Annotated in this window: 10 protein-coding genes and 1 riboswitch; of the genes, 6 read left to right on the forward strand and 4 right to left on the reverse strand. The window is 60.8% G+C overall.

The genetic code is table 11. The features are described from left to right. Positions 1-105 precede the first annotated feature (105 nt). Positions 106-1,053: an HTH-type transcriptional regulator Cbl gene (cbl, locus tag BN1115_RS16945; RefSeq protein ID WP_042658067.1), complete on the forward strand. Its 948-nt coding sequence runs from the start codon at positions 106-108 to the stop codon at positions 1,051-1,053. A 60-nt stretch (positions 1,054-1,113) separates the two neighbouring features. On the opposite strand, the gene gbpA is transcribed toward cbl, so the two are convergent. Together gbpA and BN1115_RS16955 are read right to left on the reverse strand one after the other, a co-directional pair. Next, entirely contained in the window at positions 1,114-2,538 is a 1,425-nt protein-coding gene (gene gbpA / locus BN1115_RS16950) for an N-acetylglucosamine-binding protein GbpA (RefSeq protein WP_042658068.1), read from the reverse strand. 67 nt (positions 2,539-2,605) lie between these two features. Next, a riboswitch (cyclic di-GMP riboswitch) is annotated at positions 2,606-2,691 on the reverse strand. A 270-nt stretch (positions 2,692-2,961) separates the two neighbouring features. Further along, the gene (locus BN1115_RS16955) at positions 2,962-4,659 is read right to left on the reverse strand and encodes a methyl-accepting chemotaxis protein (protein WP_042658069.1); all 1,698 of its coding nucleotides are present in this window, start codon (positions 4,657-4,659) and stop codon (positions 2,962-2,964) included. Between the two features lie 284 nt (positions 4,660-4,943). On the opposite strand from BN1115_RS16955, the gene BN1115_RS16960 reads away from it, so the two are divergent. The 4 genes from BN1115_RS16960 (at position 4,944) to BN1115_RS16975 (ending at position 11,130) form a co-directional block, all read left to right on the forward strand. After that, entirely contained in the window at positions 4,944-6,788 is a 1,845-nt protein-coding gene (locus BN1115_RS16960) for a M3 family metallopeptidase (RefSeq protein WP_042658070.1), read from the forward strand. A 616-nt stretch (positions 6,789-7,404) separates the two neighbouring features. Beyond that, positions 7,405-8,748 carry a TackOD1 domain-containing metal-binding protein gene (locus BN1115_RS16965; RefSeq protein ID WP_042658071.1) on the forward strand — a complete coding sequence of 448 codons (1,344 nt, stop codon included), beginning with the start codon at positions 7,405-7,407 and terminating at the stop codon, positions 8,746-8,748. Further along, positions 8,741-10,081 carry a glycosyltransferase family 2 protein gene (locus BN1115_RS16970; RefSeq protein WP_042658072.1) on the forward strand — a complete coding sequence of 447 codons (1,341 nt, stop codon included), beginning with the start codon at positions 8,741-8,743 and terminating at the stop codon, positions 10,079-10,081. The genes BN1115_RS16965 and BN1115_RS16970 overlap by 8 nt, the downstream gene beginning before the upstream one ends. Next, positions 10,081-11,130, forward strand: a complete 1,050-nt coding sequence (locus BN1115_RS16975; RefSeq protein ID WP_042658073.1) for an HlyD family secretion protein — start codon at positions 10,081-10,083, stop codon at positions 11,128-11,130. The genes BN1115_RS16970 and BN1115_RS16975 overlap by 1 nt, the downstream gene beginning before the upstream one ends. Positions 11,131-11,567: 437 nt before the next feature. Here BN1115_RS16975 and BN1115_RS22815 read toward each other — a convergent pair whose 3' ends face one another. Beyond that, positions 11,568-11,957: a hypothetical protein gene (locus BN1115_RS22815; protein ID WP_244152293.1), complete on the reverse strand. Its 390-nt coding sequence runs from the start codon at positions 11,955-11,957 to the stop codon at positions 11,568-11,570. Between the two features lie 151 nt (positions 11,958-12,108). Here BN1115_RS22815 and BN1115_RS16985 point away from each other — a divergent pair, with 151 nt between their 5' ends. Further along, entirely contained in the window at positions 12,109-13,407 is a 1,299-nt protein-coding gene (locus BN1115_RS16985; RefSeq protein WP_042658075.1) for a ferredoxin reductase family protein, read from the forward strand. A 15-nt stretch (positions 13,408-13,422) separates the two neighbouring features. Here BN1115_RS16985 and BN1115_RS16990 read toward each other — a convergent pair whose 3' ends face one another. Beyond that, on the reverse strand, positions 13,423-16,605 hold the full coding sequence (locus BN1115_RS16990; protein WP_042658076.1) for a S41 family peptidase: 3,183 nt from the start codon (positions 16,603-16,605) through the stop codon (positions 13,423-13,425). Between the last annotated feature and the right edge of the window lie 129 nt (positions 16,606-16,734).

Raw genomic sequence — 16,734 nt, forward strand, 5'->3', positions numbered from 1 at the left:
GTGGCCGCCCGGTTCAGGCTGTTAGCCGGGCATGATCCCTGCCATATAACAAAAAATGAGGGTGTTGACCAAGCAGTGTCGCCACCCTTCGCAGGAGGCGATGAGGTGAACTTTCAGCAGTTACGTATTATCCGGGAGGCGGCGCTGCGGGATTACAACCTGACCGAGGTGGCCAACGCGCTCTTTACTTCCCAATCCGGGGTGAGCCGCCATATCCGCGAGCTGGAAGAGGAGCTTGGCGTCGAGCTATTTATCCGCTACGGCAAGCGGCTGCTCGGCATGACCGAGCCCGGCAAGGAGCTGCTGGTGATTGTCGAGCGCATCCTCAATGACGCCAACAACATCCGCAAACTGGCCAGCACCTTTGCCAACCGCGACTCTGGCCGCTTGCTGGTGGCGACCACCCATACCCAGGCGCGCTATGCGCTGCCGCGGGTGGTGAAGGCGTTTCGCGAGCAGTTCCCGCTGGTGCAGCTGGAGCTGCGTCAGGGCAGCCCAGAGGAGATAGTGCGGCTGGTGCAGACCGGCGAGGTGGATATCGGCATCAGCAGCGAGCAGCTCGACAAGAGCGAAGGGGTGGTGGCATTTCCCTACTACCGCTGGCACCACAATATCGTGGTGCCCGAGCAGCATCCGCTGGCTGACGAGCGGGAGCTGACCCTGGCGGCGCTGGCCAACTGGCCCATCATCACCTATCAGGCGGGGCTGACCGGGCGGGTGCGGGTGGATGAGGCCTTTGCCGAGGCGGGCATCGAGCCGCAGATCCTGCTGACCGCGCAGGACTCCGATGTCATCAAGACCTATGTCGAGCTGGAGATGGGGGTCGGCATTCTGGCCGACATGGCGTTCGATGCCCAACGGGATCAGGGGCTGGTGCAGCTCGATGGCAGCCATCTGTTTGCGCCGCATACCGCCTGGATCGGCCTCAAGCAGGGGCAGTTCCATCACAATTTTGCCTGGCAGTTTATCCAGCTCTGCAACCCCGAGCTTGCGCTGGCGGAGATTCAGGCCCGTGCCATGGGCAGCGAGCCCGCCATCGACTTCCAGATTTGAGTCGGAAAGGATGCAACAAGGGGAGCCAATAGCTCCCCTTGTTGTTTCTCGTGGTGTGATTTAGTTCAGCTCAGTCCAGGCATTCTGCCAGTGGGAGCCGATACCCGGCTCATACTGGGTGGCACTGCTCTTCCACTGCACGCAGTAACCGCTGTAGGGGAAGGGCTTGCACTGATAGACCTTGCCGTTTTTCGGTTGCAGCACCTTGGTGCCGGCGGTGTAGGACTTGATGTCGCTCGGGAAGACAAACTGGTAGTCGCCGCCACTGTTCGCCTCCTTGAACATCAGATCCAGGGTCTGCTGCAGGGTATCGCCCCCTGCTTTGGCCGTGGCCTTGATCACCAGCTGGTGGTGACCGGCGCTGAGCCCGGCGAGCGGCATGGTGAAGCTCTGGCTGCTGTCCTTGATATCGGCGGCAGACTGACCCTTGGCTGCGCCGCCGTGGTCATAGAGGGTGTTGGTGACGGTCAGATCCCCCTGTGCGTTGATGGTGAAATGGAGGGTCACCTTGCCGTTGTCGAGCAGGTATTCGCTCTCCAGACCGCTCACGCTGATGTCATTGCCCACCGGTGGTTGCAGCTGTTCGAGCTGGACCTCGACCCGTTCCAGAGCGCTGCCCGTCTTGAGGTAGATGGGGTTCTGGCCGTAGACGGGGCTGAACTGACCATCGGCACTCTGCTGGCCAGCGCGTAGCTGGTTCTGCTCTGTATTGATCTTGCTGGCCAGGGCATGGGGCCAATTGTTCTTCTGGCCCTGCTCGGCATTGGCGATGGTCAGCACGGTCTGCAGCTCGGGGCGCTCGCCGTTGGCATCGAAGACCCGGGTCATCGCCTTGTCACCGATGGCGAGATCGAGGGAGGGGTAGATGGTGCCTGCCTGGCTCCACTCCAGCGGCGGCTGGCTGCCATCTTTGAACTTGGCATCGATGATGTTGTAGAAGCTGTTGGCGGTGTCGCCTACCTCCCATACGCCGAGGATCAACTGATAGCCGGTGCGCTGGGGCAGGGTGCAGTTGTGGGTGACCTGCTTGGGCGGCTGCACCATGTTGCCATCCACCACGCAGAAGGGGGTGAGATCGAACGCGGCGCGGCTCAGGGGCTGGTTCGGATTCCAATCCTGCTTGGTGAGGTAATAGCGCCAATTGCGGGTGACGTGGTTGGCGGTGAAGGTCCAGTGAATGGCGAAGGGGCCAGCCTGTACGTCGCGCTTGGTCCAGCGGTCGCTGGTCTGGACGTTCAGCTCGCCCCAGTTGGGGTTGCCCGCCGAGGCGATGTGGCCGTCTGGCGGGCCTGCTTGCGGGAAGCCGGAAGGGCCTTCCACGCTCTGGGCATCCCATTGCACTGCGCCGCACTGGCTATTACCGCCGGTCTTGCACAGGTAGTTGCGGCTCTCGGGCTGCTTGATGTAGCCATGCGCCAGGGCGCTGCCGCTGGCCAGCAGGGCCAGCACCGCGGCGATGTGATTGAGTTGGATTTTTGCTGCCATACATTCCTCTGTTCGACAGATGTGGGCAGTCAAATTGGCTGGGGTGTACCCCCAATACACACCTGAGTGTGGCAGCCCCGCTATCCTGGACACAGTGTCTTTAGACCGGAGGCTTTGCGTCCTGGCCTTTCAACCAGTTTGCCAAATGACTACAACAAAGAAGGGTCATGGTGTCGCGTTTGGCGACAACTCAATCATGGCTATTTTTGATTAAATCGTTAAGTGTCAATCTTTACAGCTTGACCTGGCCGGAGTAGAGCAAAAAATTAAATATTTGTTTTGTAATGGCTATTTGCTCATTTCCACTGAGGTTTCCTCGTCTAATAGGTCAAAAAAATGCAAAAAATAGACACTTTTCTGCAATGAAAAACTCCCCCGTCAGCCGGGCTGACGGGGGAGTGACCTGCGACAGAGCAAGACGGATCAGTGGCGAGCGCGGGGGCGTTCGGCCTGATGGGATTGTTGATGCAGAGGTGCCAGCCGCTGTTCCAACTGCTGATCGATGGGGCTGCCGAGTTTGAACACCGCGAGCCGCTCATCCAGACTGCGGGAGAGACTGGCCAGCAGCTCGCTCTCCTGTGCCAACTGCGAGGCGGACTGGGACATCTCCAGCGCCGAGTCGTTGATGCCGCTGACGTTGCGGTTCATATCCTCGGCCACCATGCTCTGCTGCTCGGCGGCGGTGGCAATCTGGGTCGCCATGTCGCTCACATGCTGGATATGATTGACGATCAGGGTGAGATCCTGCCCCGCCTGCTGGGACTGATTGACGCTGCTCTCCGCCAGTTTGCGGCTGGCATCCATGGCGCTGGCGGCGGTGACGGCCCGCTGTTGCAGCTGGGCTATGGTGCTCTGGATCTCCTCGGTGGATTGGCGGGTGCGGCTCGCCAGCTGGCGGACCTCGTCGGCCACCACGGCAAAGCCGCGACCCTGCTCACCGGCCCGGGCCGCCTCGATGGCGGCGTTGAGGGCCAGCAGATTGGTCTGCTCCGAGATGGCGCTGATGACGGCGGTCACCTCGCCGATCTGCATCACCCCCTCCTTGAGCTGATTGACCTGCTGGGTAGCCTGCTCTACCTCGGTGGCCAGCGCTTGTATGCCATTGACACTGGCATGGACGTCCCGGTTGCCGAGCCCGGCCTCACCGGTGGCTGCCTGAGTATCGCGGGCGGTATTGTCGGCGTGACCCGCCACATCGGAGATGGTGGCGCTCATCTGGTTCATGGCGGTGGCGAGCTGAGCCAGTTGATCTCGCTGGCTGGTGACCGCCTGATTGGTCTGCTCGGCAGAGGTGGCGATGCGCAGGGCGGCATCTGCCACATTGCGGGCGCCCAGACTGGCCTCCAGCAGGGCGTGGCGGATGGCATCCAGACCCTGATTGGTGCAGCGCGCGACCACGCCCAACTCATCCTTGCCCTGTACCGGGATACTCACCACCAGATCCCCCTTGGCGACCCGCTGCATGGCCTGGTTGATCTGGTTGAGGGGGGAGACGATGGAGTGGGTGATGCGCCAGCCCAGCAACCCCATCAGCAGGATCACGATGGCGGTGGCGGTGCCCATCTTCATGTATTGGGCCCAGATGGTCTGCTGAATATCCTGCAGCAGCATGCCGGAGCCGAGGATCCAGCCCCAGGGTTGATAGCCAGAGACCATGGAGAGCTTGTCAGCTGTCTCGCCCGACGAGCCGACCCAGACATACTGCAGAGTGCCCTGTTTGCCCCCCTTGGCAATATCCACCATCTGGAACCAGAACTGCCCTGCCGTGGCGGCGCCACCTTCCCCCATCTTCTGGCCGACCAGTTCGGGGCGGATGGGGTGAACCAGCATGGTGCGGTTCTCATCGATGACAAACAGGTAGTTGTTGCCATCAAAGCGCATGTTGGTCAGCAGTTTGCGGGCCTCCTGCTGGGCCTGCTCCGCCGGCAGGGTGCTGGCCAGAAACTGGATCTGGCTCATGGCCTGCCCCAGCACCGCATTGAGCCGCGCCTCCCGTTCACTCATCAGATTGCGCTGTAGCGCGTTGGCCGAAATAAGCAGCAGTGCGATAAAACCGACTAGCGCCAGCGAGAGCAGCAACATCAATTTGCGGTTCACTGTGATATCACCAAGCTTGAACATAAGGTCTCCCTGATTTCCCTGTGGCTCTTGTTGTGGCCAGTCATGACGATGGCCCTGACTATTTTCAAATTAACATTTGATTAACTTTCAATGGCTTGTGGTGAGTGAAGGCTAATTGAGTTTTTTGACAATCAGTATAGTCAGCAGACAGCCGCCTCCACTTTTTGGTAGCGTGTTCATGCGCATCCCTGCGCAATTTTTGCCAAAGAGTGTGAATGGTTTGGCATTTCATCAAAAAAAGGAGTGGGCCCCACTGCGGGTGACCCCATAACAAGAGGGAATTTATGCGTTCCATTGCCAGGAATTACTTCAACCAGCTCAACGCCGACTACCTGCAGGTACACAGACGCAAGGAGGATCTCTTCTGGTCCACCTATATGGGCACCAGCGACGATCAGGCCGGTTTCACCGCGGCCGAGCAGGCCTACAAGGCGTTCTGCGCCAATCCGGCCCGACTGCCCGAACTGCGGGAGATGCTGGCCCGGGCCGAACAGGATGATCTCAAGCACGGCCTGCAAGGCTGGATCGCCTTCTTCGAGTGCAACGTCATCGAGGATCCGGCCGCCGCCGCCCTGATGGATGAGCTGGTGGTGGCCGAGGCGGATCTCTTCGCCCGCCGCAAGGAGCTGAAACTGACCCTGCTGGATGAGCAGGGTCAGCAGGTCGCCGGCAGTCTGCCCGCCGCCAGCACTTCGCTCGCCGCCAGCCCGAACGAGGCGGTGCGCCAGAGCGCGCTCGCCATGTTCCACACCCTGGAGCAGTGGGTGGTCGGCAACGGTTTTCTCGAGGTGGTGGCAATCCGCAACCGCTTTGCCCGCGCCATGGGCTATCGCGACTACTTCGACTACAAGGTGCGCAAGAACGAGCAGATGAGCCCGGCGCAGCTGTTCACCATCCTCGACGACTTCATTGCCCGCACCGACGCCCGGCTGCAGCAGAGTCTCGCCGAGCTGAAGGCCACCAAGGGTGAGGCTGCACTGCTGCCCCACAACCTGCGCTATGCCATCAGCGGCGATGTGACCCGTCAGCTCGACCCCTATGTGCCCTTCTCGCGGGCGCTGCAGGATTGGGTCGAGAGCTTCCGCCGTCTCGGCATCCAGTATCGCGGCGCGACCCTGACGCTGGACCTGCTGACCCGGGAGGGGAAATACGAGAACGGCTTCTGCCACGGCCCGGTGCCGAGCTTTTTCCAGCAGGGTGAGTGGGTACCGGCGGTGGTCAATTTCACCAGCCTGGCCGATCCGGCGCAGGTGGGCAGCGGCTGGAACGGCCTCAACACCCTGTTCCACGAGGGTGGGCATGCCGCGCATTTTGCCAATGTCACCGGCAACGCCCCCTGCTTCTCACAGGAGTTTCCGCCCACCTCCATGGCCTATGCCGAGACCCAGTCGATGTTCTGCGACAGCCTGCTGGACGATGCCGACTGGCTCAAACGCTACGCCAGAAATGCGGCGGGAGAGGTAGTTCCCGATGCCCTCATCAAGGAGATGATCGCCGCGCGCCAGCCATTTCGGGCCTTCAACGAGCGCCAGATTGCGCTGGTGGCCTACTTCGAGCGGGATCTCTACGCCATGGATGAGGCCAAACGCACCCCCGAGGCAGTGCTGGCGCTGGCCCGTCAGTGGGAGCGCAAGATTGTCGGAGTGGAGAGCCCGCGCCCGCTGCTGGCCATCCCGCACCTGCTTAATCAGGAGTCGGCCTGCGCCTATCACGGCTACCTGCTGGCGCTGATGGCGGTGGAGCAGACCCGCGCCTACTTCCTCAAGCGTGATGGTTACCTCACCGACAACCCGCGCATCGGACCGGATCTGGCCGCCCACTACTGGGGGCCTGGTAACGGCATGAGCCACGATGCGACCCTGCGCAGCCTGACCGGCGAAGGATTCAGCGCGGTGCCGCTGGCGGATGCGTGCAACCTGAGCGCCGCCGAGGCGTGGCAACAGGCTCAAGCCTGCATGGCCGCCGCGCAGCAACGTCCCGCCGCCGGTGAGGGTTCCCCGCTCGACGCCCATATCCGGGTGGTTCACGGCGCCGAGCTTATCGCCGACAACAGCGAGTCGGAAACCCGCATGCTGGCCGATTTCGAAGCGTGGATCGTTAACCATTACCGACGAGCGTCAGCTGCGTAATTCACGGAGCTCCCGGCGATCAGGCCGGGAGCACCGCTTTTAGTGGCTATTTGTTGTCGCAACAGCGTCTGGTGTTGCCATTTTGCGGGTAGGTTGCGACGTGCCCTGTCGCTTTGTGGATTGGGCCCGCAATCTTTTCATCAGATATGTATTCGTATGAACATGACTACGAATAGTGGGTGGCACTGTCATGGAGCCCACAATCCACACGGTTTTGCCTAATTTATCAATAGTGTTTTTTGTCGCTATCTTTGTGCATAAATATCAAGCAGACCAATCCATTTGATAACCATTCCCATTTTTCCGGATTGACTAAATTGTCCACAACGGCAGAATCGCCCGTCTTGCCACTCCCGATGTGAATCGGGTTCGGAAAGCCTCAGATCTCCGCCCGGAGATGGCTGGGCCGCACATAGGAATATGGCGCTGGTCATCGTTGGTTCTCCTCCTGCTCCTCCCATATCCCAAACATCGGTCACTTGCATCGACCGTGTCGCTGGTATCTGCCTGACTGGGGGAGCTTGTTCTCCGCTTTTTCTATCCAGGTTGATACTGAGGTAACGGCCCCATCGGGCCATCCCCTATTTTTTGCCTGTGGAATTGAGGTGATCTCCCCATGACGAGCACAATTGAACAACTCGGCCTAGTCTCCCTGCTGGGGGCGCCGGTAGAGCGAAACACCCGGTCTCTCAGTGACTTGTCCCAGTGGCAGCCAGCCGAGCTGCCGGTATTGCTGCTTAACTTGCCCAGTGAAGAGCAGGATCGAATCTTGCTGGCGATCCGCCGCGATCCTTCTCGCTTCCTGTATCCCGTATTTTGCGTGACGCAGAGTCCGCTCTCTCCAATGTTGTCCGATGGCCTTCTGTCCCAGTTGGATGAGCGAGTGCCTGACATGCTGGAGAGGCTGTCACTGCTGACGCCGCGTGAACACCCCGACGAAATGGAGAAGCTGGCTTGGTACAGCTGGCCAAGGGCTCATTTTCGTTTGTTGCCCCGCTGGCAGGCGGGCTGTCGCCAAGGCTACAGTTACCCGTTGCTGGATTGTCTGCTGGGGGCCGATGCAGCTGCATCCTTGCCACAATTGGTCTCGGAACGGCTGTTGCAGAGTGAACAACTGGTCGATCGAGTGCGCCTGTGCAACAGTTGCAACTCGGCTCATCTCAATTTCGTTGATGTGTGTCCTGAATGTACCCATATTGCCATTCAGGCCAAACCTGCCGTGCACTGCTTCACTTGCGGCCATGTGGATGATCAGGATGCTTTCATGCAGCAGGGCGTACTGCGCTGTCCCAAATGCGTGACGACTCTGCGCCATATCGGGGTCGACTATGATCGGCCACTGGAGAAGTATCGCTGTCTCTCCTGTCATGCCCGTTTCATGGAGGCGGCAGTACAGGCGAGATGTCATGAGTGTGGTCAGGCTCACAAACCCGATGATCTGCTGGTGTCTCCCATCTATGAGTACCGCATCGGCAAATTGGCGCGCCATATTGCTCGCGAGGGTACCCAGCAGTTGCATCTGCCCCTGACTTGGGGGGCGCCGATGGCGATGGATCACTTCCCCTGGCTGCTGCAATGGAGCAACCGGCTGCTGCAGCGCCACGGCGGAAACCATACCCTTTTGGCTATCCAGATCGAGCAGCTCGCCGAGCTGCGCGCCGAATTGGGCCTGTTGAAGACTCAGCAGAGATTGGGTGCCTTGCTGGCTCGTCTGCGGGCGATCTTTCGGGATACCGATGTGGTTTGCCAGTATGCCGATGATCAACTGCTGTTGTTGCTGCCGCACACCAATGTGGAGGATTGGCAGATCTTGCAGGGGCGGATCCTGGCGCTCAACAATGTCGAGGGGCTGGATGCCTTGACGCTGAATGTGAAGGTAGAGCCGCTCCCCACCACGCTGGGTGAAGATACCGGCCTCTGGTTGAGCCGCTGGCTGGACGGGAGCCTTCAGGATGCCTGAGTGGATGAGTACGGTTCAGTACATCCTGACCGAGATCCTGGGCAGCCTGCAGTTCTCGCCCAGGATGATCCTGCTGCTGCTGCCCATGTTGCTGCTGATGGAGGTGCCTCTGATGGCGCTGACCCTGACCGGGATCCTCAAGTGGTTTGCTCGTCAGCTGCCAAAAAAATCTGATTTGCCCCTGTCGCGCCGTTGTCCCAGAGTTTCTTGCATCATCACTTGTTATGGCGAGGGAGAGGCGATTCGTTCGACAATTCTGACCCTCAAGGAGCAGCTCTATCGCGGCCATCTGGAGATCATTGCGGTGATAGATGGCGCCAAAGCCAACGCCCATACCTATCAGGCGGCCCTCAACTGCGTTGCCGAGTTTCAGGGTTGCGAGAGGCGCACCTTGGTACTGTTGCCCAAGTGGCAGCGTGGCGGGCGGGTATCGACCCTCAATGCCGGCTTGTCGGCGGCCACCGGCGAGATAGTCATGAATGCCGACGGGGACACTTCCTTCGACAACAACATGATCGACGAGATTGTTGCCTGCTTCGATGATCCGAACGTGCCCGCCGTTGGTGGGGCGTTGCGGGTGCGCAACTTGCGCGATGGTGTGCTGACCCGTATGCAGGGGATCGAGTACATGATCTCCATGCAGGGGGGCAAGACGGGTCTGAGCGAATGGAACCTGATCAACAATATTTCGGGGGCATTCGGGGCTTTTCGCCGCGATTTCCTGCGCCAGATTGGAGGGTGGGATACCCACACAGCAGAAGATCTGGATTTGACGGTGCGGATCAAGCACTACCTCAAACGCCATCCCAATCTGAAGATCGGCTTTGCCCCCAGAGCAATAGGCCACACGGATGCCCCTGCTGATTTGGTGACCCTGGCAAACCAGCGTCTGCGCTGGGATGGGGATTTGCTGTTTCTCTACCTGCGCAAGCACAAGCTATCGCTGACTCCGCGCATCCTGGGCTGGAAGACCTTTTTGTTCACTCTGATCTACGGGGTGGCACAAAACGTGGTGCTGCCGCTTTTGGTCATGGGGTACAGCTGGTGGCTGGTGCTCAGTTATCCAGGTCCGTTCGTGACGGCCCTGATGCTGTGCCTCTACCAGGTCTATCTATTTCTTACTCTGGTCAACTTTATGGTGTTTCTGCTAGCCATTTCCGAGCGGCCTAAAGCGGATCTGCTCATGTTGCCATGGTTGTTGCTGTATCCGCTCTATACCCTGCTGATGCGTCTATGGTGTGCCGTGGCACTGCTCAACGAAATCTTCCGTCGCGGTCATGAGGAGAGCAGCATGGCTCCCTGGTGGGTATTAAAACGAGGAAACAAATTCTGATGAAAGTCACATTCAATCCCCCCAAGAAACAGGACGCTACCTCTGATCAAGGGATCCGGGTGCTCTATGCCCCCGCCAAGCGCATCGCATTTCGGGCTCGCTGGTATCTGATCCTGCTGCTGGCATTCAGCCCCGTCATCATACTGCTCTGGTATCTGGGACGAGAGTGGTGGCTGACCCAGGCGCCTGCCATCATCACCACTGAGCCTCAACTGGTGGTGGCCAATGGCGATGGCTTCATTCGCAACATCTATATGTCTCCTGGTCAAGCCGTCTCGCAAGGAGATGCCCTGATGCGATTCGAGTCGCCGACGCTCCGGGCCAATATCGAGGGGCGTAAAGCGCGTCTGAAAGCGATCGAGCTGGACAAGAGCGCTGCCGAACAGGCGATATTGAGCAACCTGGATGAGCAGATCAGCATTGCAGAGCGGGGTACTCGTGAGCAGGAGGGGATCTATCAGGAGTACGCGGGGTACCGGAAGGAGAAGCTGGTTTCCAGCGCCGAATATGCCAGCGCCTTGTTGAGCTGGACTCAGTCCCGTATCGATTTGCAGAAGGCACGGTCTGAAAAAACGCAGCAAGAGTTGCAGATCAAAGAGGATCAGCTCACGGGACCACTGGCCAGTGCTCGCCACCAGCTGGAGCAGGAGCTGACCGAGATGCAAGCCATCACCAGACAGCAACAACCTATCTCACCGGCCACCGGCAAGGTCTCCGATGTGCTGGTGCAGGAGGGAGACTGGGTCTTCTCGGGCGCGCCTCTGGCACTGATCGCCAAGCGGGAAGACCCGCTGGTCATTGCCTATGTATTACCAAAATACCTCTCCTCGATGGAGCCGGGTCATAAGGCCATCGTCAAGTTGCCCAGTGGCGAGCGTCTGGCGGCCAGAGTAGCCAGACCGGTGGAGCTGGCAGACAAGCTGCCTGCTCAGCTGGCCGCTCCGTTCGAGGGCGAGAAGGCAACTCTCAAGGTCGCACTCTCGCTGGATGAAAAATTACCTCCGAACCTGCAGGTGGAAGGGTTGCCGGTGACTGTGTTGTTTGATTGAAATAATGGCGTTGTGATCCTGAGTCACAACGCCTTCTTTTTGGTTGTGGTCATGAAGGCGACAGGTACATTAAGCCTGACAATTGTCTCCCCTCGTTACCTCTTATGTCGTTACCTTGTGGCGCTCAGCGAGCACTCCGGGAGCGATTGCCGGTAAAGATTTGTGAATCTCCGGGCGTGTAATGTTGTCATCTGTGGATTGCGGATGTGTTGTTCAGTGAAAGCAAGAGACAACTCTTTCTGGCCCTGCTGTTCGGCATCTTCCTGCTGATCCACTCCTGGGCGAAATACAACAAGCTGCTGTATCGCTTGATGCGAAAGCGATCCACCGCGACAAAGTCATCATAAGGGGCCGGTTGGCCCCTTTCTGTTTTATTACCGGTCACTCACTGCGAGGCGGGCAGTACACGGTAACGTGTCTTTTTTGGTCATGATTGGTCATTCATCAATGACTTTATTCCCGCATTTTTCACAGATGGCGTGGCGTTCAAAGCGATCCATGTTGGCCAGAAAGGGGCCCGCCGCCCAGCCGGTAATGAAGTCCTTGATAAACGCTTTGCGCTTTTGCTCCGGTGTCGGCTGTTTGCCAAAGGATTTGTCGACCAGCACCACGACATGGTTGGTCTCGCTCTGACAGTGGGGGCAGAAGCGTTTTTCGGTGGATGAAAGCAAGGGGGGCTCCTTGTCCGGAATAGTGGGCTGCAGGTTTTCCGCCGCAGATATGTAATGTCCCCATTTGATTCCTTTTTCTGGCAGGTCGTCAATCACAGCGGAGGTGGATTGTGCGCCATCCCCTATGAAAAGAGGCGAGCCAGCAAGCGTGATCATAAGGGACCAGTCGGTCCCTCTTTTGTTTCCGTTTGTCACACATTGCCACACAACCTTCCCCCTCTGGCAAAGTCTTGTGACCGGACGGGTGTGTAATGGCGCCATGAGCAGGGAGATGAGGCCCTGCAGCGATGGAACCAGGGAGCATGTTATGACGGATAAACGGGTTTGGTGGCTGTTGCCACTGCTGACGGTCGGGGTCTGGTGGCTCGGTTATGCGGGGGATGCCAACGGGGTGTGGCCCTGGCGCCATGAGATGTTGTTGCTGACCGGCCTGCTGGGGATGACCTATATGACAATTTCGCTGTTGCTGGCGTTACGCCTGCCGCAGCTGGAGCTCTGGTGTGGCGGTCTGGATCGGATGTTGCGATTGCACCGTCAGACGGCCATCGGCGGTGCATTGGCGCTCACTGCGCATTGGCTGCTGGTGGAGGCCCCCAAATGGGCGGTCTCGGCAGGCTGGCTGAGTCGTCCCGCACGGCGTGGGGACAGCGGTGCCGAAGTGAGTGCCGGAGCAGGCAATGGCATCTCGCTCCATGCCCTTGGCAATACCCTGGGTGAATGGAGTTTCTATCTGCTGATCGCGCTGGTGGTGCTGAGTTTGCTGGCGCTGGTGAGTTATGGCCGTTTTCGACTGATCCACCGATTGGCCCCGCTCATCTATCTGGCGGGCTGGTGTCACGGGCTCTGCCTGTTGCCTCAGGTGGGGGCCATGACCCCGGTGGGGGTATCAATCTGGCTGGTTGGCGGGATCGGCGCTATCGGGGCCCTCTACTCCCTGCTGGGGCAAGTGGGGGCGCGGGATCGCCATCCGGGCCGGGTCATTGCGGTGCGGGCGCTGGCGGATCAGACCTGCGAGCTGACCATGCAGCTGGAGAGGCCGCTCGCCCATTATCGCCCGGGCCAGTTTGCCTTCTTCGAGTTTGACGCCAAGGAGGGGCCGCACCCCTTTACCCTGGTGCGGGTGTCAGCGGATCGGCGCCAGCTGGTGATCGCGGTACGGGCGCTCGGGGATCATACCCGTCAGCTGGTGGCAGAGGCGCGCGCCGGGGATGGGGTGGTGGTGACCGGGCCCTATGGCGCCTTTGTCGCGCCGCAGAGAGGAGGGCGAGCCCTCTGGCTGGGGGCCGGGATCGGTATCACGCCATTTGTGGCCTGGCTGGAGGGGTTGGCTGCCCGTGGCGAGCGCAGCGAGGGGATCACCCTGATCCAGTGTGCGCCGGATCTGGCGGGAGCTGTCTACCACCGGCGGTTGGCCGAGCTCTGTCATCGCACCGGCGTGCGCTATCAGCTGCATCTGGACAAGGCTGCCGGGCGGCTGGATCTGACCCGTATCGCGCAGGATGCCCCCGAGCAGGTATGGTTTTGCGGGCCGGAGGGGATGGCAGATGCCCTGACCCGGCTGTTGCCGGACGGGCATCTGCATCGCGAGCTGTTTCGCTTTCGTTGAGCTCGACGGGGGCCGTTATTTGGCGCTGGCTGGCAACTGCTTGAGGGCGGCTTGTACCGCCGCCTCCAGTTGTGGGTCACGCCCGGCCACCATGTCGGCGGGGGTGAGCGGCACCTGAACGTCCGGGATCAGCTCCTGATTTTCGTAGAAGGTGCCGTCCGGTTTGCGTAGCCCCAGGGTCGGAATGCCGTAGGCGAGCCCCGGGATCAGCCGGGAGTCGTGGTTGTATACCATGGTGCCGGTGCCGGGCACCGGATCGCCGACGATGGGGCCGACCTTGAGGGCGCGGTAGTACTCGGGGAAGGCGGAGCCTTCCGAGTAGCTGGCGGCGTTCACCAGCACCACCGAGGGCTTGGTCCACTGTCGGGTGGCGGCGTCGGTTTCACCCTTGCCCTGACGGGGCCAGCTGCTGCCCATCCCCTTGGTGCTGCCGTTGCCGGTCAGAAACTCCACCAGGGTATTGGCGAGATAGCCGCCGCTGTTGAAGCGGACATCGACGATCAGCGCGTCGCGATTGCGCTGTCTGCCGAGGGCATCCGCCACCACCGCATCGTAGACCTCGCTATTCATCGCCGGCAGATAGACGTAGCCGACCCGTCCTCCGCTCAGCCTGGCCACCTGCTCCCGCCGTTTCTCAATCCAGCTAGCCTGTTGCAGCTGGTACTCCTGCTGCTTGTCGATGGCGGTGAGCACCACCTCGTCAGTTTGCTTGTTGCCCTCCTGCTGGAAGGTGAGAGCAAGCCGGGCGCCAGCCTGATGGTTGAGGGCCTGATCCAGCTCGGCCAGATTGGCAATCGGGACGCCGTTGATGGCGAGCAGGCGGGCGCCCGGGGCGATATCGCTCTCCTGATCCAGCGGGCCGCCAGAGAGCAGGGCGGTGAGCTCCACCCCTTGCTCGCCATCCTGCCAGTATCCGCCGAGGCTGGCGGTCTCGTCCGCCATGCGCGGGAAGGGAGCGGGGCCGTTGCCCCAGGTGTGGGAGACATTGAGCTCACCAGCCAGCTCCGCCAGCAGGTTGCCAAAGTCCCGCGGGTTGCCGATGCCCGGCAGCAGGCGGCGGTAAGCGGCGACATAGCTGTCCCAGTTCACCCCGTTCATGTTGTCCAGATAGAACTCATCCCGGGTGAGCCGGGCGATCTGATCGAAGGCGGCGGTCATGCGTTCCTGCCAGCGGCCGGTGGGCTGCAAGGCGAAGGGGGCGCTGGTGGCTTCGCCGGAGTCGAGGTGGATGCGGGTGATCTCCCCATCCCGCACCAGGGTGGCGAGGGTGCCTTGCTGGTTGAGGCTTGCCAGCGCGGGGCCAGGTTGTTCACCAAACAGTTCGCTGGTTTTGCCTTTGCGCAGATCCAGGCTGTAGCCCTTGATCTCGCTCTCGCTGTTGACCCCCATCTCTTCCACCAGATAGATCAGCTGGTCGCCGATGATACGGCTGGCGAGCAGGGTACCGGTGGGTTGCAGCAGCAGCGCTTCCCGATGGTTGAGACGATCGCTCTCAAAGCCGTATCCCCCTTTCGGCGGCTCCAGTTCGGCAATCGCATCGGCTCTGGCGGCTCGGCTGCTGTAAATGCCGAGCAGGTTGGTGACGAGGGGCTCGCCATCGGGCCCCAGTGCGCCAAACCGGGTCGATTGCCAGTAGAGGATGGCGCCATCCTGACTCCAGTCCGGTTGCCCATCCTGATAGCCGTTGAGGCTGACATTGACCGGTTTGGCCTTGGGATTGGCCGTATCGATCACCGCGATCTCCTGCTCCGCCGCATCGGGGCGGAAGGTGAGCGCCAGATGGTGGGAGTCGGGGGCAAAGGCGAGACGCACCTCGTGGCGTGAGGGGTTGAAGCTGGCAGGCACCAGCTCCCGCTGCTTATTGCTCGCCAGATCCAGCAGGTGGATGGCCTGACCATCCACCACGAAGGCGAGCTGCTTGCCGTCGGGGGAGAGCACCGGACGGCTGATCCCCTTGCCGGGAATGGCCAGCAGCAGGCTCTCAGTCAGAGTGCCGGGATCGCTGAACAGCAGATCCGGATCCCCCTTGCGCAGGCGATAGAGAGCGGCGTGCCCCTGCTGCTCGGACAGATAGATGAGGGCGCGCCCCTGCTCGGCAAAGAGAGGGCTGGATTGCTCGCTCGGGTCACGAGTCAGCTGGCGCACCCGCTCCCGCTCGGGGTCGACGGCAAACAGGTTGCCCTCGCTCACCAGGATCAGCTCGTCCGCCTCTTCGCTGACCAGTGCGTCGTCTGCCAGGGTCAGGGCCTCGCTCGCCTCATCCGGCGCGCTGGCCACTTGCGGGGTGAGGGTCAATTTGCGCGGCTCGCTGCTACCGGCATCAAGGCGATAGAGCTCCCCCAGCCATGACCAGACCAGATCGCCATTGCGGGAGGCGCTGAGCCCCCGCACCGGATGGCCCTGATAGTGGGTCAGCTGCTGCTCCTTGCCACTGGCGAGATCCCGGCGCCAGACGTTGAAATCACCGCTGCGCTCGCTCAGGTAAAAGAGGGTGTCCCCCTGGTCGCTCCAGACCGGATCGGTGGCGGCGACCCGATCTTCGGTCAGCTGCTTGTGCTGCTTGCCATCAAACAGCCAGAGGCGGGGCACCGCAAAAGAGTGTTGATGCTTGCGAAAGGGTTGATCCGCCGCGGGCATCTGGTAGGCGAGTCGCTCCCCGTGCGGGCGAGCTAGGGTCGCAGGCAGCGGCAGATCGGCCTGCAAGGTGCCGCCGCTGATCGGAGTCCAGTAGAGCTCGCCCCATTGGTAGCCTTCCGCGACAAAATGGTCGGCATCGGGGGACCCCAGCCGCTGGCTGCTCAGCAGCAGCCGTTTGCCATCGGCGCTGAAGGCTTGCGGCAGATCGGTGCGCGAATCGCGGGTGAGGCGCACCATCTCGCCGCCGCTGGCGGGTACCACGAACACATCCTCGTTGCCGTAGAGATTGGCGGCAAAGGCGAGCAGTTTGCCATCCGGCGACCAGACTGGCCGCTGGCTCAGGTAGTCGCTGCCGGTGAGCGCAGTGGCGGGGCCGCCCTCGGCACTGGCGACAAAAATGCGCCCCTGCCAGGTGAAGGCAAGCTGCTTGCCATCGGGGGAGAGGGCGGGCTCGCGCAGCCAGAGCGCATCGGCGGCAACACTGGCGGGCAGCCAGAGCAGCAGCGGCGAGCACAGTAGCGAAGAGAACAGCAGGGTGGCGAGGCGGCACGAAGAGCGCATGGCATAAACCTGTCGGGGAGTGGAGTGTTATCTTCGCCGATCATTGCCCCGGGTGCCAGCGCGATAATGTTTTGTATCTTGTTGTTTTAACTGTTAATTACCAATGTCAGATGACGGCGCTCAGGGCCG

Source organism: Aeromonas allosaccharophila, from assembly GCF_000819685.1.
Classification (GTDB): domain Bacteria; phylum Pseudomonadota; class Gammaproteobacteria; order Enterobacterales; family Aeromonadaceae; genus Aeromonas; species Aeromonas allosaccharophila.